We start from the raw sequence: 22,976 nt of genomic DNA on the forward strand, positions 1-22,976 counted from the left end.
AAAAAATATGAAATTATCTATATTTGTTAGATGCGTTACACAAACGGAAATATCCTGCTTCTCGTTTTCCTATGCCTGCATTCACTGTCATTCGGACAATTGAAAGATATTGGTATCCCTGATATTCAAAACTTCACAAAACGGGAATATCAGGCCAGCGCACAAAACTGGCAGATTGAAAAGAACAGCAAAAATTTCATGTACTTTGCCAACAACGACGGCTTGCTGGAATTTGACGGGGCGCACTGGCAACTTTACGGTTTACCCAACCGCTCTATTGTTCGTTCTGTGAAAATTGATGATAACGGACGTATTTACGTTGGCCAGCAAAACGACTTTGGCTACATGGAACCCGACAGTACCGGCCGGCTGCAATATCATTCCCTTCTGAAACTGGTTTCGCCCGGCGAAAGAAACTTTGAAGAGGTATGGCGGATTCATTTAACCCATTTCGGAGTGGTTTTTCAAACCTATACCCACCTGTTCATTTACCGGAACAATAACATCTACCAGGTTCCGCTAAAACACCGGCTTCGGTTTTCATTCTATGAAAATGGCCGTTTGTGGGTGCAGGATGAAGAAGAAGGACTGAAGGAATACCGTCAGGGCCGTTTTTTCAACGCAGAGGGACTGGATTCGCTGATCGATAAGGACATTTGGGCAATCCTGCCTGTTAATAACAACCGGATGCTCATCTGCACGGCCACCAACGGGGTTTATAGCTACGATGGGCAGCAACTGATCCCCTGGCAAGGTGAGGCCAATGAATTTCTGTCTGAAAATCAAATCTTTTCGGCCAAAAAATTTAAAGACACTTATTACGCGTTTGGAACGATTCAAAACGGGCTGATGATCACCGATGAAACCGGAAAGATCATTCAGCATGTAAACAAAAAGAAGGGACTTCAAAACAACACGATTTTGAGCATCGGTACCGACCAGGACGAAAACCTCTGGCTGGGACTCGACAACGGGATCGATTACATGGATATCAGTTCCCCTTTTACTTACCTGTTTCATCCCGAAGGTTTAGGCGCTTCATACTCTTCGCTGGTGCATAACGGAAGATTATACGTTGGCACCAATCACGGACTTTTTGTCAAAAAATGGCCGGAACAGGCAAGCATTGAGGTTGAGGGGTTTCGCCTGATCCCAAAAACCGTGGGCCAGATTTGGTACCTGGGCGTTCACCAGGACGTCCTGCTGTGCGGGCATGATAACGGAACCTTTACCATTGAAGAGGAAACAGCCACTCAGATTTCGGACATCAATGGCGCCTGGATTTTTATTGAACCCATTCAAAACACCAACTGCCTGATTGGGGGAAACTACAAAGGTTTGACGCTCTTCAAAAAAACCTCCGACAATAAATCGTGGGAACTCCTCGGTCAGATTAAAGGATTCAGCGAGTCATCCAAACTACTGGCGCAGGACAAAAAGGGTCAACTCTGGATGAGTCACGGGTTCAAAGGCATCTTCCGGATCAAGCTGAACCAGGAGTTGGACAGTGTAACGGAATATGCTTTTTACAATTCAAAAAGCGGTTTACCTTCCGATATTTTTATTAACCTGATGACGGTTGGCGGAAATATCATTTTTACAAGTCCTGCCGGCATTTATGCCTACAACGAAAATACCGATCAATTTGAACGTTCGGCCTATTACAACAACATTTTTGGCCATCAACCCGACATCGATTACCTAAAAGAAGATCAATACCTGAACATTTGGTTTATCGCCGGAGGGGTACCCGGCGTCCTGCGTTTTCAGGAAGACGGAACATACACCCGGGTACAGGCGCCCTTTGAAAAGCTGGCCGGGCGGATCATCTCGGGCTTTCAGCACATCCATGTTGTTGACCAGCAAAATACGTTCATCTCGCTCGAAGACGGTCTGGCCCATTATTCGCCCAGCTACCAGCTGATAACAGACGCTTCTTTTAAAACCTATATCCGCGAAGTGGTGAACCTGCAAAACAACGAGGTTATTTTTCCAAATTCGTTGCCCGCTGAGCCCGCCGCCATATTGCCCGGGTTTGCTTACAAAGGAAATAACCTGAGATTTACCTACTCCAGTCCTGATTATAAAAACAACAAAAAAATCAGGTACAGTTACTTGCTTGAGAATTACAGTACCGGCTGGTCGGCCTGGTCAGCCGAGTCAAGTTGCGAATTTATGAACCTGCGTGAAGGTTATTACACCTTCAGGGTGAAAGCTACAGGGCCGTTTACCAACGAAAGTAATACCGACAGCTTTTCATTTTACATCCGCCCCCCCTGGTACCGTTCGGCGCTGGCCTACAGCGGCTATACCTTGCTGGCCGTAGCGTTTATCGGATTGATTATCTGGTTTGTTTTGTATCGCATCCGTATTTCCAGAAGGAAAGAGCGGCTGAAACACCTGCAGGAATACCGGAAAAAAGTTCAACAATACCAGCGTGACGCGTTGATTTCTGAAAAGGAGATCATCAAACTTCGAAACGAACAGCTTCGCGGTAAAATGATTCACCTGGATAAAGAGCTGGCCAATCAAACCATGACCGTCATTCATAAGAATAAGTTCATGGGCAAGCTAAAATCGGAATTGAAAAATTTGCAGGGACAGGTTTCCGACAGTAACATCAAGTCCCGGATCAGCCTGATCATGAACCGTATTGATAAGGAGTTTGACGATAAACGGCAGAACGAGCTTTTCGAGACTTATTTTGACGAGGTACACGAAGATTTCTTCAAGCGGCTGGCAGAAAAACACCCAAGCCTGACCCCACGTGAACAAAAACTCTGCGCTTACATCAAAATGAACATCTCCTCCAAAGAAATTGCGGCTCTTCTGAATATTTCACAGCGCGGAGTCGAGATATCCCGTTACCGTTTACGGAAAAAACTAAACCTGCCGCAAGAAACCAACCTCGGCGCCTTTATTTCCAATATTTGATACAATATGCTGTACAGCATCCATGCTTGTGATGTAGTTTTATTTTTTGAAAAATCTCATCTATTCGATTGATTATCAATCAAACTATTTATATCGTGTAGTGTTTATGTTGTAGCTGTATAAGCAGGATTGTAGTATTATTGACGTATCTGTTTTTTTGTTGATCTGATCTGTATGGCAGATTTTTGAACTCAGATTTAACTTTAACAAGATCTAAAAAACGTTAACTTATGAAAAGATTGCTATTATTCTTGTATTGTTCATTCTTTGGCATCAGCCTTTTCGCCCAGGAAATATCTGTTTCCGGGAAAATAAGTTCCAAAGAAGACGGACAGCCACTGCCGGGGGTCTCGGTAGTTATTCAGGGAACCACAACAGGTACCATTACTGATTTTGACGGCCTCTATTCTTTAAAAGCACCCGCAAATGCAACACTGGAGATCTCCTATATCGGGATGAAAAAACAGTTGGTGAAATTGAACGGGCAAACTACGTTAAATGTAGTTCTCGAAAATGAAGCATTTGATGTGGACGAAGTGGTTGTGGTGGGATACGGTACCCAGAAAAAAAGCCTGGTTACCGGGGCCATCAGCAAAGTTAGCGGAGAAGAGCTGACCAAAACCTCGGACATGCGGGTGACGCAAGCGCTCCAGGGAAAAACTGCCGGGGTAGTCATCTCCAATAACTCCGGCCAACCCGGCGATCAGGTTTCCATCCGCATCAGGGGGATTGGAACCAATGGAAATGCTGAACCTTTATACATTGTTGACGGACTGCCTATGAGCGGCGCCGGCATCGACTTCCTGAATTCCAACGATGTAGAATCCATCGAAGTATTGAAAGACGCTGCTTCGAGCGCCATATACGGGGCCCGGGGTGCCAACGGGGTCATCCTGATCACCACGAAAAGCGGAAGAAAGGACACGAAGATGGAAATTTCGTACGATGGCTATTACGGCGTACAAAACCCCTGGCGAAAACTTCGCCTGCTGAACAGCCGGGAATATATGATGCTGACCAACGAAGCGGCCATCAACGGCGGACAGTCGCCCAAATTCTCTGCTTCTGATATGACCAACTACTCGGCCACCACCGACTGGCAGGACGAAATGTTCTATTATGATGCTCCCAAGCAGAATCACGCCATCTCGTTAAACGGCGGGAGCGATAAGATCAGCTATTCATCGTCCATCAACTATTTTAAACAGGATGGGATTGTGGCCAAGGGAAAGTCGGAGTTCGAGAAATTCGGCTACCGGCTGAATACCATTGGCGATTTCGGCCTCCTCAAAGTCGGTTCGAACCTGAACATGGCCTACATTACCAACCGGGGTATTGAAACCAACACCCACTTCGGAACGGGTTTGTCGCAGGCGGTAAACATGCCCCCGATTGTGCCGGTAACCAACGAAGACGGTTCGTGGGCCACTCCCGAGCAGTTTGGCATTGGCTTGCAGGAAATTACCAACCCGGTGGCCCTATTAAACAACCTCAATTCGCAAACCCGCACCAGCAAGCTGGTGGGAGGGCTTTTTGCTGAAGTTGATTTTGGCAAGATCGACCCGTCCCTAAAAGGGTTGACCTTTAAATCGACCTTCAGCGGCGAAATGGCTTACGTGACCAACCGCAGCTACACCCCGTTCTATTACCTGGATGCCATGCACTTTACCATTACCGACCGGGCTTCCAAATGGGTAGATCAATACACCAACTGGAACTTCGAGAATGTGCTGACCTATGACAAAACCATCGACGAGCACCATTTTACCGTTATGACGGGAACAACAGCCATAAAAAACCTCAAGGAAACCCTGTCCGGGGAAAAATCGGATGTGATCTTTGATGACTTCGACCACGCATATATCGACAATGCCACCGATCCGGAAAGCGCCAATGCTGGAGGCCTTATAGAGGAGCATACCTTAGCATCGATCTTTGGTCGGATCAATTACGACCTGAAAGACCGTTATATGCTCACTGCCATATTGCGCCGGGATGGATCTTCAAACTTTGGCTCCGAAAACAAATATGGTTATTTCCCCTCGGTAGCTGCCGGCTGGGTGATTTCTCGCGAAGATTTTATGAGCAGTCTTTCCAATACATTTGATCTGCTTAAAATCCGTGCCAGCTGGGGACAAAACGGGAACGAGGACATCGGAAGATTTCGCTACACATCCATCATCGGGAACCAAAACATCTATTACTTTGGCGACGGAAAAACTCAATACAACGGGACCCAGCCAACCCGGATCGCCAACCCCTCCTTAAAGTGGGAAACGTCGGAACAAACCAACATTGGGATCGATCTGACCACTTTTGGAAGCAGCTTACGGGTAACCCTCGACTATTACGTCAAAACCACCAAAGACTGGCTGGTTACCGCTCCCGTGCCCATGCTGGTCGGTAACTCGGCCCCGACCATCAATGGCGGAGAAGTGCGTAATTCAGGCTTCGAGGCTGATATCAGCTACAAAAAACAATTTGGCAAATTCTATTTCAGCGGTTCCATCAACGGGGCTTTCAATAAAAATGAAGTACTGGATATTCAGAACGCCGAAAAACGACTGCAAGGCGGTGACGGTGGGTTTGGACAGGCAGGGGTTCTTTTTGCCGAAGTGGGCACCCCCATGGGCGTTTTTTACGGAATAAAAACCGATGGAATCTTTCAAACCACCGATGAAATCGCCGCCTACGTGAATACCGACGGCGGAAAAATTCAGCCCAATGCCAAACCCGGCGATATCAAGTTTATCGATGCAAACGGCGACGGCTCCATTACCGATGCCGACCGGGTAGAATTGGGTTCTCCTTATCCCGACTTCACCGGCGGTTTAAACCTGAACCTGGAATACAAAGGGTTCGATTTCAATATGTTCCTCTACGCGGCGCTTGGGCAGGAAGTGTATGATGCCACCCGCCGTTACGACATGAATGGGACCAACTACCGCGCCGATTGGCTGAACCGCTGGACGGGACCGGGCACCTCAAACTATTTCCCGCGCGTGACGTTTGTGGATGATAACCAAAACATGAAAACCGTGAGCGACTTCTTTGTACACGATGCCAGCTTCGCCCGCTTACGGAATATCACCCTGGGATACAGTTTGCCCAGAACAGCGCTCAGTTACCTCAACATCAGCAAACTGCGCTTCTACATCTCGGCCGAAAACCTGTTGACGCTCACCAAATACAAAGGTTACGATCCGGAAATCGGCGGCGACGTTCTCAACAACGGGATCGACCACAACATCTATCCGCAGGCACGAACCATCATCGGTGGAGTTAACATTACATTTTAATGACCTCAATTAAAAAATACAGAAAGATGAAAAGAAATTTGCTATATATAAGCTCAATCCTGGCCCTGACGTTCGGAAGCATTTCCTGCTCTGATTCGTTTCTGGAACTGGAACCAAAAACCGGACAGGTTGAAGCCAACTATTACAAAACGGAAGACCAGGCCCTGTTGGCTGTGGCAGCTGTTTACGATGCCTATTCGGTACAAAACTGGCAGTTTGTGCCAACCATGTCTGATATCTTCTCCGACGATGCTTTTTGCGGCGGTTCAAACGTAAACGATATGAGCCAATGGCACGAAATGGAGATGTTTAACATGACTGCCGAAAACAACTCGTCGAGCGACTTATGGAACCGTTGCTATTCGGGCATTTACCGGGCCAACCTGTACCTGCAAAAGCAGGAAGGCGTTGAATGGAAAACCGAGGGAATGAAGGCCAGGCTCGAAGCCGAAACACTGTTTCTTCGCGCTTACTTCTACTGGGACCTGGTCCGTCACTTCGGCTATACGCCAATCATTACGGAGGTTTTACCATCGGTTGAAGATTACAAAAATCTGCCGCAGAATACTCCTGCCGAGCTTTTCACCCAAATAGCCAGCGATTTGCTGAAAGCGGTTGCCGCCCTTCCCGTACAAATACCTTCCTCCGAAAAAGGACGTATTTCCAAGGGAGCTGCTCAGGCATTAATTGCCCGCATTTACCTCTATCACGAAGGTTTTGCCAAACCGGTGATCGGCGTTCCGGCCTGGAGCGACGGCAATACCACCATCGATAAGACCTATGCTCAAACAGCTCTGGAACAGATCATTTCGAGTAATGCCTATATCTTGTTACCGGATTATACCGATCTGTGGGACTGGGAGAACCAGAACAATGCCGAATCGTTGCTCGAGATTCAATATTCGGATAAAGCCAAATCGGGCGACTGGGGCGGCTGGAACATCAACGGAAATTTCTCCTCCGTATGGGTTGGTGTTCGCAACCCGGTGGGCGACAATGGCCGCATTTACCCCGGATGGTCGTTTGCCCAGCCAACCTGGAGTTTGTATAACGAGTTCGAAACCGGCGACCCGCGCCGCGATGCTGCCATTTACAATGCCGATCAGCGATTGACTTCGTATACCAAGGCATTTATGAATACCGGCTTCTTCAACAATAAATACCTGGCGCTGAATGCCTACATCGGTTCCGGCGGCGATCCCAGCCACAACTTCCCGCGCAACTTTGCCGATATCCGCTATGCCGATGTGTTACTGATGGCTTCTGAATTGTTCCTGACCGATAATCCGGCCAAGGCCGTCAATTACTTCAACCTGGTCAGGACCCGTTCGCTGGGAGCAGGCGCTGCCAAGACAAATGTTACTATTGATGATATCTATCACGAACGCCGGGTTGAATTTGCCGGCGAGGGCCTGCGCAAATGGGATTTGCTGCGGCGCGGAAACGATTACGCTGCAGCCCGGATCAATGCCAGTTTCAATGTTCCGTCGGGCCTTCCCAACCAGGCCGACTTTGCGCCCCGTACTTTCAGAGCCGAAACCTGGGGCATGTTCCCGATCCCGGCAAGCGAGATCCGGAATACCAACGACGGTGCGTTATCACAAATGGTACCGGCTTATAAATAAAAGTTCTTAAATCATTTCGAAGAAAAATTAAAACGTATGAAGATGAGAAGCTTTAAATATATCCAACAACTAACCGGGATGGCAGCGCTGATTCTTGCCTTATTTGCCTGTTCGCCGGAAATGGACGACCGGGTTGACATTGGCGCAGCCCCGACCGCAGATCAGCTCGACTTTACCATCACTCCGGGATCAACCGACTTTAAATTTGTATTAACCAACACCTCGTCGATCACAGGCATCGTTTCCTGGGATCTTGGAAACGGCAGCAAATCGACCGATGCCTCGCCTGTAGCCAATTATCCGCTTCCGGGCGACTACACCATCACCATGACGATGATCACGAAAGGAGGATTGGCAACAAAATCAAAAACGCTGACCCAAACCAAAACAGATTATGCCATTTTTACGGATGAAAAATTTATCTTCCTGAGTGGCGGAGCCGATGATACGGATGGAAAAACCTGGGTGCTCGACAGCCTGGCATCAGGGCACCTTGGCGTTGGACCTGCCGGGAGCCCTGGCCTTGAATGGTGGTCGGCAGCCCCCCTGGCCAAGCAGGCCGTAAAGGTACTCTACGACGACGAAATCAATTTTAAGATCACCGGTTTTATTGCCACCCTGATCAACCACGGGAAAAGCTATGTGAAAGGTTTTGTTAACACAAGCCCGGGCTACAGCAATCCGGTAGAAATTGATACCGACTATTCGGTTAACTATAATCCTTCACCCGGCACCTGGTTTATCGAAGAGAGAAACGGCAAAAACTACCTGACACTTAGCGGTCCGACGCCCATGTTCCCCATTTTTGATGTTGGCGCCAAAAATGGCTCATACGAAATTCTGAAACTCGAAGAAAACCTGCTCGAACTGGTAGCCATTGGCGGCGACGGTAATGCCTGGCATTATCAGTTAATCCCGAAAGGCTATGTAAAACCTACGGTCTCGGCCGAACTATCGGTTGTTGCCACTGCCGAAGCCAACACCTACGATGTCTCCCTGGCCAACTTTATCATCCCTGAAGGACAGTCGATTAGCGGCGTTACCTTTAACTTTGGCGAAGGCGATCCGGTCAGCCCCGCTGACTATACATCAGTGGTTTCTCATACCTACATGCGCCAGGGCACCTATGCCATCTCGGCAGTTGTCAGCACGTCGGTTGGCGACCTGAACCTGTCGCATACCCTGGTGGTTTCGTCCAATCACCCGGATTATGTGCCTTTCCTGCTCGACAAAATGATCATGTATAATGATTTCAGTGAAGTATCTTTGGCCCCGGTGCTGGGCGAGGACTGTACCGTCAGTGTGGTAACAAATCCGGATAAGGCTTATCCCAACCGGAGTTCTAATGTGGCATTCTACTCCAAAACGGAGCAGGAATGGGCCAATGCGAATATGAAACTTCTTCCCGGTTACCGCTTCGATTTACGCCTGGTTTCAACCTTCAAAATCATGGTTTATGGCAAAGCCGGCGACGTGGTTTTACTAAAACTGGAAAATACCGACAAGGGCGGCAATGCATGGCAAACAGGCGTAGAGTTGCGATACACCATTCAGGCGGAAAACACCTGGGAAATTGTGGAGTACAATTTCGATGGCGCTCCAACTGCAGACCTTTCGTGGGATCCGGGATTGATTCCTTTAATGGCCAGCGATGTAACCGCCGATGACCGATACAACCATGACTATTACAACATCATCCGGATCATGTTAAATCCGGCCAATAAGGATGTCGGCGTCACCCACGAATTTTATTTCGATGAGCTGTCCGGCCCACATGTAGAAGGAATTAAATCGGCAAAAGTTAATTAATGATCAATCCAACCTGAGCTTGTCTCCAAACCCGTTGAAACAACGCCTGAAACCCGGCCGGCCAGCTGAGTTTCAGGCAGACACAAATGCCTCTCCGGGCTTTTGAGGCAAGCTCTTTACCTGTACGCAAAATGAAAACAACATTTCTATTTTTAATGGTCCTGTTTTTTATAAACTGTTCCCGGGACAGGAACTCCTCTGCCGGGCAAAAACAAACGGAAGAAAAAATTCAGAACCTGATCTCCCGAATGACCCTGGAAGAAAAAATCGGACAGATGTCGCAATTTGACCCGGGACAATTTGGCGGCGATGAAAATATGAAACAGGCGATTAAAGACGGAAAAGTTGGTTCCATCTTAAACCTCATTGGCGCCGAAAAAGTAAATGAACTACAAAAAATAGCCGTTGAAGAAAGCCGGCTGGGTATTCCGCTGATTATTGGCCGCGACGTGATCCACGGTTACCGTACGATTATGCCTATACCTCTCGGTCTGGCAGCCAGCTGGAACGCAGAAGTTACCCGCGAAGCCATGGCTGTTTCTGCACGGGAAGCCGCATCGGAAGGAATTCACTGGACCTTTGCCCCGATGATCGACATCTCTCGTGATCCGCGCTGGGGACGGATTGCCGAGAGCTGCGGCGAAGACAGCTACCTCACCGAAGTGATGGCCGAAGCAATGGTCAAAGGATTTCAGGGCAACAAGCTGAGCGACCCCGAAACAATCGCCGCCTGTGCCAAACATTACGTCGGCTACGGAGCGGCGGAAGGGGGCCGTGACTACAACACCACCTACATTCCCGAAGTGCAACTGCGGAATGACTATTTACCTCCTTTTAAAGCGGCAAAAGAAGCCGGTGTGGCCACTTTCATGTCGGCCTTTAACGACCTGAACGGAATTCCTGCCAGCGGCAATGAATTCACCCTGAAAACAATTTTGCGCGAAGAATGGGGATTCAACGGGATGGTGGTGAGCGACTGGGCTTCTGTCGCCGAGATGATCCCGCACGGTTATGCTGCCAACAAAAAGGAAGCGGCTGAAAAAGCGCTGAAAGCCGGTATTGATATGGAAATGGCCAGCGACTGCTATGTTGAAAATATCCAGGCGTTGCTGGATGAAGGGAAACTGGATATGAAGACCATTGACCGATATGTTGCCAATATCCTGCGTCTTAAATCAGATCTGGGCTTGTTCGATCATCCGTACACGCCTGACGATGCGGCCGCAAAAACACTGCTTGCCCCCAAACACCTCGAAGTGGCGCAAAAAGCTGCCGAAGAAAGTTTTGTCTTGCTCCAAAATAAGCATGAGCTACTTCCGCTCTCCAATCAGATCTCATCAGTAGCCGTTATTGGTCCCCTGGCCGACGCCCCCCATGATCAAATGGGAACTTGGGTTTTCGACGGGAAAAAGGAAAATACCATTACCCCGCTGGTAGCCCTGAGCCAACGTTTAGGCCCCGATAAAGTCCATTTTGCCAAAGGACTTGAACTGAGCCGGACCAAAACCACCGAAGGTTTTTCTGAAGCCGTTGCAGCCGCCCGCAAATCGGATGTTGTCCTGTTATTTTTAGGAGAAGAAGCCATTCTTTCAGGCGAGGCGCATTGCCTGGCCGACCTGAACCTGCAAGGTGCACAAAATGAACTGCTCAACGCCGTCGCCGAAACCGGAAAACCGGTTGTCCTGATCATTATGGCGGGTCGCCCGTTAACCATTGGCCCCGAGCTCGAAAAAGCGGATGCCGTGTTGTATGCCTGGGCTCCGGGAACTATGGGCGGTCCGGCAATTGCCGACATCCTGTTCGGAGACAAAGCGCCATCCGGCAAACTGCCGGTTACCTTCCCAAAAACTGTCGGACAAGTGCCCATCTACTACAACCATAAAAATACAGGCCGCCCGGCAAACCACTCCAACTGGACGGCCATCGACAAAATTCCGGCCGAAGCGGTACAACATTCATTGGGAAATACTTCGCATTACCTTGATGCCGGATTTGAACCGCTGTTTCCTTTTGGTTTTGGGCTGACTTATACTACTTTTGATTATTCAACGCTCGAACTGTCATCCAAATCAATGCCGGTTAACGGGTCAGTTGATGTTTCGGTAACCGTTGAAAATGCCGGGAAACGGGAAGCTCAGGAAGTTGTTCAGCTCTATATCCGCGACCGCGCCGGAACTGTAACCCGGCCGGTGAAACAACTCAGGGGTTTTAAAAAGATCAACCTGAAACCCGGAGAAAAACAACAGGTTACCATCCGGCTTCGGGCCGAAGATCTGTCCTTTTTCAACGGAAGCAACTATGTGATTGAACCAGGCGAGTTTGATATTTGGATGGGACCCAGTTCTGCCGAAGGGCTTCATGCTGAATTTTCAATTAAATAAATTATGAAACAAGTACTGAAACTAACGATCCTGTTTCTGATGATGAACCAACTGGCGGTAGCCCAGTATCTGCACCGTGACGGAAAATATATTGTTGACGGGAACGGGGACGAATTTATCATCCGCAGCATGGGTCTTGGCGGCTGGATGCTGCAAGAGGGCTACATGCTGGGAACCGGAGGATTTGCAGGTACCCAATACAAAATCAGGGCTCTGATGGACGCCTCGATGGGCAAAGAACGGACCGATGAATTTTATGACGCCTGGCTGGCCAACCATTGCACCCAAACCGATATTGACTCCCTGGCTTCGTGGGGTTTCAATGCGGTTCGTCCGGCCCTGCACTACAACCTGTTTACGCTTCCCGTCGAAGAAGAACCGATACCAGGAGAAGATACCTGGCTGGATAAAGGTTTTCTGATGCTCGACGATCTGTTGGAATGGTGTAAAGCACATCACATGTACGTCATCCTCGATTTACATGCCGCTCCGGGCGGACAAGGCAGAAATGCCGATATCTCGGATTACAACCCCGATAAACCATCGTTGTGGGAAAGCGAAGAAAACAAACGTAAAACCGTCGCCCTGTGGCGAAAACTGGCCGAACGTTACGCCGGCGAGAAATATATCGGCGGTTACGATCTGATCAACGAAACCAACTGGAACTTCACCGGATCTCACCCCAATGGCTGCGACAGCCGCAACGAACCGCTCCGCGAACTGATGATCCGGATTACCAATGCCATCCGCGAGGTCGATCAAAACCACCTCATTTTTATTGAAGGAAACTGCTGGGCCAATAATATGAATGATCTGTTCCCGCCCTGGGACGACAACATGGCATACAGTTTCCACAAATACTGGAACGGAACCGGAAAAAACACGATCGATGAGTTTCTGGGCTGGCGCGACGAACACCATATTCCCATTTGGATGGGTGAATCGGGTGAAAACTCAAACCAGTGGTTTTATGAAACCATCCACACGCTCGAATCGGAAAAGATCGGCTGGTCGTGGTGGCCCCTGAAAAAGATCGGTTCGGTGGTCGGACCGCTTACCGTCGTTCAAACACCCGAATACAGCCAGTTATTGAATACCTGGAGAAGTGGCGGGACTCCCGATCCGGATTTTTGTTATCAAACCCTGATGCAAATAACCGAAAACCTGATGATCGAAAATTGCGAATATCATCCGGATGTTATTGACGCCATGTTCCGCCAACAAACCGAAAGCACCACGATTCCTTACAAAAAACAGGAAATTCCGGGAGTGATCCACGCCTCCGATTTTGATATGGGACGACATGAGGCCGCTTATCGTGATCAGGACTTCATCAACACAAGCGGAAATGCCGGCGGAGTAAACTGGAATCATGGCCGCGCCTACCGGAACGACGGCGTGGATATTGAACCATGCAGCGACGAATCACCTCTGGGAAACGGCTACAATATAGGTTGGATCGATGCAGTGGAATGGATGATTTATACAGTGGATGTAAAACAGGCCGGCGCATACCGGGTGACCTTCCGGGTAGCCGGAGCCTCCGGAACCGGGAAATTTCACCTGAGCATCAATGGCCGGAACCTGACCGGGACTGTTGTTGCAAACGCGACAAGCGGTAACCAAAGCTGGACAGACGTAACAGTTGACCAGGTCGTGCTGGAAAAAGGAACTCAGAAACTGAAATTTTACGTGGAAGACGGTAACTTTAACCTGAATTACATCAAATTTTCACGACCACAGTAAACTGATCATTCTGAAAATAGATAACACGCATACATAAAGCAAAAGCATCGTTATGGCAAAGCAAACTCCTTTCATTTTCCTTCTCTTCCTGATCAGTATTTCATGCAACAACATGAGAAATGCGAGTCATGAATTAACCCGTGCCGGATATGAGTTGGTGTGGGCCGATGAGTTTAACTATTCCGGCCTACCCGACACTGCCAAATGGAATTTTGATACCGAAGGAAATGCATGGGGATGGGGAAATAATGAAGCACAATTTTATACCGATGCACGAAAACTGAATGCCCGGGTGAAAAACGGCAAATTGTATATTACCGCAAGAAAAGAAACCTATGAGGGGAAAGAATATACCTCAGCCCGACTGACGACCAAAGGGAAAGGCGACTGGCGTTACGGATGGTTCGAAATCAGGGCCAAATTACCCCGTGGGCGAGGCATGTGGCCGGCCATCTGGATGTTACCTTCGAATTGGGAATACGGCGGCTGGCCGGCCAGCGGCGAAATTGATATCATGGAAAATGTGGGTTACATGCCGGATACCATCCTGGCTACCGTGCATACCCGCAGCTATAACCACAGCATTCAAACTCAGCAACCCGACAGCATCGTCCTCCCCGATTGTTACGATAAATTCCATGTTTACCAAATGGAGTGGGAACCTGACCAAATCAGGATTTTTGTGGACAATCAACACTATTTCACCTTTGCCAACGAAAAAACCTCATCCAACGAATGGCCTTTCGATAAACGCTTTCATTTGCTGCTTAATGTGGCGGTTGGAGGGAGTTGGGGCGGACAAAAAGGCATTGATGACTCTGTCTTCCCGCAAAACATGGTGGTTGACTATGTACGTGTTTACCAGAAGAACTAAGGTATTATGCAAGTCATTAAACCCATTTTTTTATACAGTTTTCTCATTCTTGTTTTGTTCAGCGCCGCTAATCGAAGCCGGGCGCAGCAAGCTGATTGTTTGCAGCCGGTTTGGTTTGATGAATTTGATACCAACGGAGCGCCTTCTGCCGACCGATGGGCTTACGACCTGGGAGGCGGAGGCTGGGGAAATAACGAGCTGCAAACCTATACCGACAACCGCAGCAATTCGTGGATAGAGAACGGCCGCCTTTTTATTCAGGCTGTCAAAACAAACGGAAACTGGACCTCCGCCCGCCTGGTCACACGTCAGAAAGGCGACTGGTTGTACGGCCGAATTGAGGTGAAGGCAAAATTACCTATCGGTAAAGGCACATGGCCGGCCATCTGGATGTTGCCTACCGACTGGGAATACGGTGGCTGGCCGGCCAGCGGCGAAATCGACATCATGGAGCATGTCGGCTACGATCCGGGGGTGATTCACGGCACGGTTCATACCGAAGCCTATTATCATTCAATCGGCACCCAAAAGGGAGCAAGCACAACCGTTCCCGATGCTCAGTCCGCCTTTCATGTTTACGCCATCGAGTGGGAACCTGACAAAATCAAATGGTACATCGACGATCAGTTGTATTTCACCTTCAATAATGAACATAAAACGTACAAAGAATGGCCTTTTGACAAACGCTTTCACCTGCTGCTGAATATTGCTGTTGGCGGTAACTGGGGCGCTGCACAGGGAATTGATCCGAACCTGACCGAAGCGACCATGGAAATTGATTATGTACGGATCTATAAACCCAAGCTGCCAAAACCGGTTATCACCGGGCCGGCCATCCGTGTCAGGAACCAGGTTGGCGAATACGCGGTTGATCCGGTTGAAGGAGCTTCGTACTTTTGGCATTTACCGGAGGGTGTTTCCATCGTCAACGGAGAGGGAACCGCCCGGATTACCGTTCAGTGGAACGATGTCCCGGGAGATCTCCTGCTGGAAATACGTACTGCCTGCGAAACGGTTTTCTCCGACGCTTTTCATGTCGATTATCAATTCAAACCCGAATCCGAACAACTGGAAATACACCCGGCAAATTTCAATGGCGAACTTCTGTGGAAAGCCAGTCCAGGCAACGGTAACACCATTGACCTGTATCATGCCGGTCATATCCTGACCGTTGATTTCCAGGTGCCGGTTCCGTCAATGAACGCCTTCATTTCTTATGATTTTAACGGGATAGCTGATCTTTCAGACCACGGTCAAATGACCTTCGATCTGCAAGTCGACCCGAATAATCCACCAGTCAATTTGCGGATCGACTTGCTCGACATCAACGGGAACATCAACCTCAGCCAAATTTTTAAAATCAGTCAGTTTGCTGCGGATGGGCTGTATCACCCCTATTCGCACGAGTTCAAGGAGAGAGACGACGGTGCATTTCGTCTTGACCAAATCAGGCAAATACGTATCTACATCAATACGGGTGATGCCGGACAAAGCAGCGGCGGCACATTTCAATTGAAAAACCTGATTTTACAGGCGCCCGATCCGTTACCCGATGTTCCGGGGGATGAAACCTCGTGGATTGTTTTCCCAAATCCGGCACACCGCCAAATCACGATCCAATCCATCGATGAAATCAGACAAATTCAGCTTTTTTCAAGCTCCGGACAGTTGGTACTGACAAAACCGGTGGCGCCGGTTAAAAATTATCAGATCACGCTCGGGGCGTTTATCCCGGGAGTTTACTTCCTGAAAGTAAATCAGGAACGAGCCAAAAAGATCATCATTTATTAAGCTATTCTGAAGGTTTCGGAAGGTAAACCAAAAATTGGCCGACTTTATTTAGTTTTGCCAACATGAAACAAACAGACTGGACGATCAGGAATATTATTTTCGATCTGGGCGGGGTGTTGCTCAATATTAACCCCGACTTATCAATTAAAGCCTTTCGGGAAATGGGTATGCCCGATTTGATTAAACCGGGTGGATGGGGATACGAACACGAGGTATTTCTGCAGATGGAGCAGGGCCGGATCAGCGACCAGGCTTTTCGGGACGGCATCAGAAATTTGTTGCCAATCCACGCCCCCGATCGGGAGATTGACCAGGCCTGGTGCGCGATGATCCTTGACTTCAGGGCTGAAAAAATACGGCTTCTCCACCAGCTTAGGTCAACATACCGCCTTTTCCTCTTTTCAAATACCAATGCCATTCATGTAAATCACTTCCGGGATTTGTTTTTGAAGGAATTTGGTTATCCGATCGACGATCTGTTCGACAAAGTGTATTATTCAAACCGGATGGGTGTTCGGAAACCTAAGTTGCAGGCATTTCAGCACGTACTAAACGATGCCGGTTTAAATGCCAACGAAACGCTGTTTATCGACGATTCGGAAGAAAACGTCCAGGGAGCCCGGCAAACCGGAATGCAGGCCATCCACTTTACTGCCGGCACCGATTTGAGTTGTTTGTTGTAAGCCTTTATTTCCGGAACAATTTCCGGAAGAAATCATCCACGCGCGACACCTGTTCGATTTGGATGTTAAATTTTTTCAGGTTCAGGGCTTTCCCGTTTCGCGGAATAAAAATCCGTTTCATTCCGAGTTTTTCGGCTTCGGCAATTCGTTGGTCCAGGCGGTTAACGGCCCGGATTTCACCTGAAAGACCAACTTCGCCGGCAAAACAAATTGATTTTTCAACGGACAGGTCAAAATTGGAGGAAAGGACTGCCGAGATTACAGCCAGGTCAATGGCCGGGTCATCAACTTTTATACCTCCTGCAATATTCAAAAAAACATCCTTGGCGCCCAGCTTAAAGCCTGCCCGCTTTTCCAGCACAGCCAGGAGCATATTCATCCGACGCAGGTCGAAACCGGTAGACGATCGCTGCGGGGTCCCGTAAACGGCGGTACTTACCAACGACTGGATTTCGATCAGCAGCGGGCGGTTTCCCTCAATGGCGCAGGCAATCGCCGTTCCGCTCAGCCCTTCATCATCGCGGTTGATCAGCAGTTCCGAAGGATTGCTCACCTCGCGCATGCCGGTATTGTCCATCTCAAAGATGCCCAGCTCCGAGGTCGATCCAAAGCGGTTTTTAATTGATCGCAGGATCCGGTACATATACTGGTTTTCGCCTTCAAACTGAAGTACCGTGTCTACCATGTGTTCCAGCACCTTGGGGCCGGCCAGGTTTCCCTCTTTGGTGATATGCCCGATCAGGATCACCGGAACCCGGCGTTCTTTGGCAAATTTCATGATTCCGTTGGCGCACTCCCGGATTTGGCTCACCGTACCCGGCGACGATTCGATGTAAGATGTTGCCACTGTCTGGATCGAGTCGACAATCAGTAACTCGGGTTCCAGGTGTTCGCAATGGGTCAGGATGTTTTCGAGCGAGGTTTCGCTGAGAAAGTAGCAGTTGTCATTCTCCCGGTTCAGCCGGTTAGCCCTGATTTTAATCTGCTGAATACTTTCTTCGCCCGAAACATAGAGAATTTTTCGGTCTTTCAGATCCAAAGCCACCTGCAACACCAGGGTAGATTTCCCAATGCCGGGCTCGCCGCCAACCAGCACCAGCGAGCCGGGGACCAGTCCTCCGCCCAGCACCCGGTTGAGCTCGGAGTTAAGGGTGTCAATCCGTTCAACCTGTCCGGCGCCGACTTCCGACAGTTTCTGCGGCTGCGCACCGCTGGCGGTCCGCGATGGCAGCGGACTTTTGATTTCTTTTACCTGAACTTCTTCAATAAAAGTATTCCATTCGCCGCAATTGCTGCAACGGCCTACCCATTTGGGCGACTGGCTGCCACAGCTTTGGCAGGTATAAACGGTTTTTGGTTTTGCCATACAACTGATCTGTCTTTTCATGAAACAAACGAGCCGGAAATTTCCGTATCTCATATCCTCCGGTACCTTACGAATACAGCCAACAAGAAAAAATACTCCTGCCAATGCTTTTCGCAACCGGACAAAACACCTTGTAAAAATAAACTATTCCGTTTTATTAGTTCCCATCTGCACGGATGAATGTGGCAGCCTAACAAGAAGAAACCCCGGAATAATCAATTACCCCGGGGTTTGCTTATTTTTTATTCCTGATCGTTTACACGATCCTGTTTGTTTCAATGTCGGGAAATACCAATTGAGGTTTGAAGGTTTTAGCCTCTTCAAAGTCCATCAGGGCATAGGAGATGATAATAACCACGTCACCAACAGCCACCTTCCGGGCAGCGGGGCCATTCAGACAAATGACACCAGAGCCTCTTTTCCCTTTAATGACATAAGTCTCCAGCCGCTCTCCATTGTTGATGTTCACCACCTGAACTTTTTCGTTTTCGATCAAATTGGCAGCATCCATCAAATCCTCATCGATTGTAATACTTCCTACGTACTGCAAATTTGCTTCAGTAACACTTACCTTGTGTATTTTCGATTTACAAACTTCAATATACATCTTGCATTAATTTATATTGAAAACCAGATTGTCTATTAAACGAACCTCCCCACAGAAAACAGCAATACAACCGACTTTGTTTACCGGTTGGTTCCACTGCGTTACCGGGTTCAGCTCCTCATCGTCAACTATTTCAAAATACTCAGTTTCCAGGTACTCGTTGTCATTAATCCGTTCAACCACCCGGTTTTTAAGTTCTTCTACGCTCATTTCGTTTGCTTTGTTCCTGGCTTCCACTAAGGTTTTATAGATCAAAGCTGCATTTTCCCTTTGTTCTGCTGTCAACCGCTCATTCCGCGAACTCATGGCCAAACCGCTTTTTTCGCGCATGATCGGACAAGCAACAATTTCAACGGGCAAATTTAATTGTTTTACCATTGATTTTACAATGACAAGCTGTTGAAAGTCTTTCAACCCGAAAAAAGCCTTATCCGGTTCAACCATCATAAACAGTTTGCTGACCACCTGCGCCACTCCGTTAAAGTGGCCCGGCCTGAATTGGCCTTCCATCACGGTTTCCAACTGCCCGAAATTGAATTGACGGGTATCAGGTTCCGGATAGATAGTTTCCACTTCGGGAGTAAACACCAGCCGGCAGGCAGTGGAATCCAGTAACTTCAGGTCTGCTTTCAGGTTTTTCGGGTATTTTTTTAAATCGTTCAGATCGTTGAACTGAGTTGGATTTACAAAAATGCTGACCACTACAAAATCTGTTTGTTTACCCGCTTCCTCAACCAGAGAAAGGTGGCCGGCATGAAGCGCCCCCATCGTAGGGACGAAGCCAATCGTCATGCCTTTTTCCTTTTGCCCCTCAATGAGCAACCTTAATTCGCTTATTTCGTTTACTACCAGCATGTGGCAAAAAAATTAGGCTGCAAAGTAAATAAATAAATCAAAATAAAACGAAAGCAGCCAGGTTTCGTCTTCCAACTGAGCTGTAATTAAGCAGAATTGAATATTCACCATATTTTTATTAATTTTGCACAATCAAATTCAGCATTTTTTCATGGAAAAGAAAAGAGTCTTATTCATCTCTCAAGAAATTACACCTTATCTCCCCGAATCCGAAATGTCCGTAAAATCGAGGTATCTACCGCAAGGTATTCAGGAGAAAGGTAGGGAAATTAGGACTTTTATGCCCCGGTATGGAAGTGTTAATGAGCGGCGGAATCAATTACACGAGGTCATCCGTTTATCCGGGATGAACCTGGTAATTAACGATGCAGACCATCCTTTGATCATCAAAGTTGCTTCTATTCAGGCAGCCCGTATGCAGGTTTATTTTATTGATAATGAAGATTATTTCCACCGAAAAAATATCCTGAAAGACAGTAAGGGGAAAGAATTTGACGACAATGATGAACGGGCCGTCTTTTTTGCCCGCGGTGTGCTCGAAACCGTAATTAAGTTACGCTGGGCTCCCGATCTGATTCATTGTCACGGATGGCTCAGCTCATTGGTACCTCTTTATATTAAAAAGGCTTACGACGACGATCCGTTATTTGCCAATTCAAAGGTGATCTATTCGGTTTACAATGAAAACTTTAAGAAACCGTTAAATTCCAACGTGAAACAAAATGTACTGATCGACGGGCTTACCACGAAAGAAATCAGCCTGCTGAATGAACCCAGCTACGAAAATATGTCGAAACTGGCCATTGAGTACGCCGATGGCGTGATCCAGGGAAGCGAAAGTATAAATCCTGAACTCTCAGCCTATATTGCCGACCGGAACAAATTGTTTTTAGGATACCAACCGGAAGAAACCTACATTGACGCCTACGACGATTTTTACGAGAAGGTATTTTAGTTCGGTCACAAAAAGGGTTAAATCACCTGTAAATATTGACGTAATCAGAATTATTGCGGATATTAGCCGAAATTTTATTCAACATACAAAATTAAGTTAATCAGATAAGGGTAGTCTGTCGGCGAATACTCCGAAGCTCTACCCTCTCAAAACAGAAAAACATGTGTGGCATTGTCGGTTATATAGGCGGTCAGCAGGCGTACCCGGTGCTGATCAAAGGCTTGCAGCGGTTGGAATACCGGGGTTACGACTCGGCCGGTATTGCGGTTTACAACTCCTCGCTGAAAGCATATAAAAAGAAAGGCAGAGTAAGCGATCTGGAAGCCTGGGTTGAAGGGAAAGACCTCAGCGGTCAGATGGGCATCGGCCATACGCGCTGGGCCACCCACGGCGAGCCCAACGACATCAATGCCCACCCGCACCAATCCATGAACGGCAAGTTCGTGCTGGTTCACAACGGGATCATCGAGAATTATGCGCAACTAAAAAAAGACCTCCAGGGCAAAGGCTACGTTTTTCAAACCGAAACCGATACCGAAGTGCTGGTGAACCTGATCGAATACTTTTACCAACTGGAAGAAGCGGCTAATGCCGAGATTGCCGTTCGCCTGGCCTTGTCGAAAGTGGTTGGCGCCTACGGTATCGTGGCCCTGTGTTCAGACGAGAACGAACGGATGATTGCCGCCCGCATGGGCAGTCCGTTGGTGATCGGCATCGGGCAGGGCGAATATTTTCTGGCCTCCGATGCCAGCCCGATCGTGGAATACACCGACAGCATGATTTACCTGAACGACGGCGACGTGGCCATTGTTGAAAAAGGCAGCCTGACACTGAAAACCCTGAACAATACGCCGGCCAACTTTAAGGTAACCCGGGTCGATCCGGGCATTGGCGACCTGGACAAGGGCGACTTTGAGCATTACATGCTGAAAGAAATTTTTGAGCAGCCCAAAACCATCCGGGATACTTACCGGGGACGGATCAGGGCCAACCAGGACGAGATTGTGCTGGGCGGCCTGCTGGATGTTTTTCCCCGGATCGTGACTGCCAACCGCATCATCATCATTGGCTGCGGCACCTCCTGGCATGCCGCCCTGGTGGCCGAATACCTGATTGAAGAATATGCCCGTGTGCCGGTTGAGGTGGAATATGCCTCGGAATTTCGTTACCGCAAACCCATCATCCACCCGGGCGATGTGATCATCGCGATCAGCCAGAGCGGCGAAACGGCCGACACGATGGCCGCCCTGAAGATGGCCAAAGAGCAGGGAGCGCTGATCCTGGGTATTTGCAACGTGGTGGGATCGAGCATTGCCCGCGAAACAGATGCCGGCGTTTACACCCATGCCGGAACCGAAATCGGGGTGGCATCAACCAAAGCCTTCACGGCACAGGTGACCGTGCTGACCCTTTTTGCCTTTAAGCTGGCCAAAGAACGCGGACAAATTGACAGGGAAACCTACCACCTGCTGATTGGCGAGATGCTGGCCATCCCCGATAAGGTGCAGACCATCCTGCTGGGGCACCCGCACATCAAACAGGTAGCCGAAAAATACAAGGATGCGGTGAATGCCCTTTACCTGGGCCGCGGATACCTGTTCCCGGTTGCCCTCGAAGGCGCCCTCAAGCTGAAAGAGATTTCGTACATCCACGCCGAAGGTTATGCTGCCGGCGAGATGAAACACGGCCCCATCGCCCTGGTCGACGATAATTTGCCGGTGGTGGTGGTTTCGGCCAAAGACAGTTACTACGAGAAAGTGGTCAGCAACATTCAGGAGGTGAAAGCCCGCAAAGGGAACATCATTGCGGTGGTAACCGAAGGCGACAACGGCCTGCGCAACATGGCCGACGACCTGTTCGAGATCCCGGCGTCGCACCCTGCCGTAGCCGCCCTGCTCACCGTGGTTCCCTTGCAGCTGTTTGCCTACTACATTGCCCTGGCGCGCGGCTGCCATGTCGACCAGCCCCGCAACCTGGCCAAATCGGTCACGGTGGAGTAGTCAATGTCCGGTTTAGATTATTTAACAGCGTAAAACCGATACTTGCAAAAT

14 protein-coding genes are annotated in these 22,976 nt (G+C 48.7%); 11 read left to right on the top strand and 3 right to left on the bottom strand.

Annotated elements, in window-relative coordinates:
• The first annotated feature begins 30 nt into the window (after window positions 1–30).
• The 9 genes from AC6H3C_RS24285 (at window position 31) to AC6H3C_RS24325 (ending at window position 17,142) form a co-directional block, all read left to right on the top strand.
• A complete protein-coding gene (locus AC6H3C_RS24285; protein WP_497518287.1) occupies window positions 31–2,934 on the top strand; it encodes a triple tyrosine motif-containing protein in 2,904 nt (967 codons plus the stop codon).
• A 230-nt stretch (window positions 2,935–3,164) separates the two neighbouring features.
• Window positions 3,165–6,233 carry a SusC/RagA family TonB-linked outer membrane protein gene (locus AC6H3C_RS24290; protein ID WP_497518288.1) on the top strand — a complete coding sequence of 1,023 codons (3,069 nt, stop codon included), beginning with the start codon at window positions 3,165–3,167 and terminating at the stop codon, window positions 6,231–6,233.
• A 26-nt stretch (window positions 6,234–6,259) separates the two neighbouring features.
• On the top strand, window positions 6,260–7,858 hold the full coding sequence (locus AC6H3C_RS24295; RefSeq protein WP_423129686.1) for a RagB/SusD family nutrient uptake outer membrane protein: 1,599 nt from the start codon (window positions 6,260–6,262) through the stop codon (window positions 7,856–7,858).
• A gap of 42 nt (window positions 7,859–7,900) precedes the next feature.
• Window positions 7,901–9,667, top strand: coding sequence for a PKD domain-containing protein (locus AC6H3C_RS24300; protein ID WP_497518289.1), 1,767 nt, complete (start codon window positions 7,901–7,903; stop codon window positions 9,665–9,667).
• Window positions 9,668–9,798: 131 nt separating this feature from the next.
• Window positions 9,799–12,048 (top strand): beta-glucosidase BglX, encoded by a 2,250-nt coding sequence (bglX, locus tag AC6H3C_RS24305; protein ID WP_497518291.1) that lies wholly within the window; start codon window positions 9,799–9,801, stop codon window positions 12,046–12,048.
• 3 nt (window positions 12,049–12,051) lie between these two features.
• Window positions 12,052–13,794 (top strand): cellulase family glycosylhydrolase, encoded by a 1,743-nt coding sequence (locus tag AC6H3C_RS24310; protein ID WP_423129689.1) that lies wholly within the window; start codon window positions 12,052–12,054, stop codon window positions 13,792–13,794.
• A 52-nt stretch (window positions 13,795–13,846) separates the two neighbouring features.
• Window positions 13,847–14,668 carry a glycoside hydrolase family 16 protein gene (locus AC6H3C_RS24315; protein ID WP_423129690.1) on the top strand — a complete coding sequence of 274 codons (822 nt, stop codon included), beginning with the start codon at window positions 13,847–13,849 and terminating at the stop codon, window positions 14,666–14,668.
• 6 nt (window positions 14,669–14,674) lie between these two features.
• Entirely contained in the window at window positions 14,675–16,459 is a 1,785-nt protein-coding gene (locus AC6H3C_RS24320; protein WP_423129691.1) for a family 16 glycosylhydrolase, read from the top strand.
• A gap of 62 nt (window positions 16,460–16,521) precedes the next feature.
• On the top strand, window positions 16,522–17,142 hold the full coding sequence (locus AC6H3C_RS24325) for an HAD family hydrolase (RefSeq protein WP_497518292.1): 621 nt from the start codon (window positions 16,522–16,524) through the stop codon (window positions 17,140–17,142).
• 4 nt (window positions 17,143–17,146) lie between these two features.
• Here AC6H3C_RS24325 and radA read toward each other — a convergent pair whose 3' ends face one another.
• From radA to panC, 3 genes are all read right to left on the bottom strand, one after another.
• The gene (gene radA, locus AC6H3C_RS24330; RefSeq protein WP_423129694.1) at window positions 17,147–18,508 is read right to left on the bottom strand and encodes a DNA repair protein RadA; all 1,362 of its coding nucleotides are present in this window, start codon (window positions 18,506–18,508) and stop codon (window positions 17,147–17,149) included.
• A gap of 256 nt (window positions 18,509–18,764) precedes the next feature.
• Window positions 18,765–19,115 carry an aspartate 1-decarboxylase gene (panD, locus tag AC6H3C_RS24335; RefSeq protein ID WP_423129695.1) on the bottom strand — a complete coding sequence of 117 codons (351 nt, stop codon included), beginning with the start codon at window positions 19,113–19,115 and terminating at the stop codon, window positions 18,765–18,767.
• A 6-nt stretch (window positions 19,116–19,121) separates the two neighbouring features.
• A complete protein-coding gene (gene panC / locus AC6H3C_RS24340) occupies window positions 19,122–19,970 on the bottom strand; it encodes a pantoate--beta-alanine ligase (RefSeq protein WP_497518294.1) in 849 nt (282 codons plus the stop codon).
• 151 nt (window positions 19,971–20,121) lie between these two features.
• On the opposite strand from panC, the gene AC6H3C_RS24345 reads away from it, so the two are divergent.
• Window positions 20,122–20,925, top strand: coding sequence for a glycogen/starch synthase (locus AC6H3C_RS24345; protein ID WP_423129697.1), 804 nt, complete (start codon window positions 20,122–20,124; stop codon window positions 20,923–20,925).
• Between the two features lie 161 nt (window positions 20,926–21,086).
• Window positions 21,087–22,925 carry a glutamine--fructose-6-phosphate transaminase (isomerizing) gene (glmS, locus tag AC6H3C_RS24350; RefSeq protein WP_423129698.1) on the top strand — a complete coding sequence of 613 codons (1,839 nt, stop codon included), beginning with the start codon at window positions 21,087–21,089 and terminating at the stop codon, window positions 22,923–22,925.
• Window positions 22,926–22,976: the final 51 nt, after the last annotated feature.

The sequence above is a fragment of the Gaoshiqia sp. US2 genome (genome assembly GCF_059705485.1).

What these genes read in the sequence shown, in the direction of transcription:
- AC6H3C_RS24285 (WP_497518287.1), top strand. Translation starts at nt 31, where the DNA reads ATGCGTTACACAAACGGAAATATCCTGCTTCTCGTTTTCCTATGCCTG.
- AC6H3C_RS24290 (WP_497518288.1), top strand. Translation starts at nt 3,165, where the DNA reads ATGAAAAGATTGCTATTATTCTTGTATTGTTCATTCTTTGGCATCAGC.
- AC6H3C_RS24295 (WP_423129686.1), top strand. Translation starts at nt 6,260, where the DNA reads ATGAAAAGAAATTTGCTATATATAAGCTCAATCCTGGCCCTGACGTTC.
- AC6H3C_RS24300 (WP_497518289.1), top strand. Translation starts at nt 7,901, where the DNA reads ATGAGAAGCTTTAAATATATCCAACAACTAACCGGGATGGCAGCGCTG.
- bglX (WP_497518291.1), top strand. Translation starts at nt 9,799, where the DNA reads ATGAAAACAACATTTCTATTTTTAATGGTCCTGTTTTTTATAAACTGT.
- AC6H3C_RS24310 (WP_423129689.1), top strand. Translation starts at nt 12,052, where the DNA reads ATGAAACAAGTACTGAAACTAACGATCCTGTTTCTGATGATGAACCAA.
- AC6H3C_RS24315 (WP_423129690.1), top strand. Translation starts at nt 13,847, where the DNA reads ATGGCAAAGCAAACTCCTTTCATTTTCCTTCTCTTCCTGATCAGTATT.
- AC6H3C_RS24320 (WP_423129691.1), top strand. Translation starts at nt 14,675, where the DNA reads ATGCAAGTCATTAAACCCATTTTTTTATACAGTTTTCTCATTCTTGTT.
- AC6H3C_RS24325 (WP_497518292.1), top strand. Translation starts at nt 16,522, where the DNA reads ATGAAACAAACAGACTGGACGATCAGGAATATTATTTTCGATCTGGGC.
- radA (WP_423129694.1), bottom strand. Translation starts at nt 18,508, where the DNA reads ATGGCAAAACCAAAAACCGTTTATACCTGCCAAAGCTGTGGCAGCCAG.
- panD (WP_423129695.1), bottom strand. Translation starts at nt 19,115, where the DNA reads ATGTATATTGAAGTTTGTAAATCGAAAATACACAAGGTAAGTGTTACT.
- panC (WP_497518294.1), bottom strand. Translation starts at nt 19,970, where the DNA reads ATGCTGGTAGTAAACGAAATAAGCGAATTAAGGTTGCTCATTGAGGGG.
- AC6H3C_RS24345 (WP_423129697.1), top strand. Translation starts at nt 20,122, where the DNA reads ATGGAAAAGAAAAGAGTCTTATTCATCTCTCAAGAAATTACACCTTAT.
- glmS (WP_423129698.1), top strand. Translation starts at nt 21,087, where the DNA reads ATGTGTGGCATTGTCGGTTATATAGGCGGTCAGCAGGCGTACCCGGTG.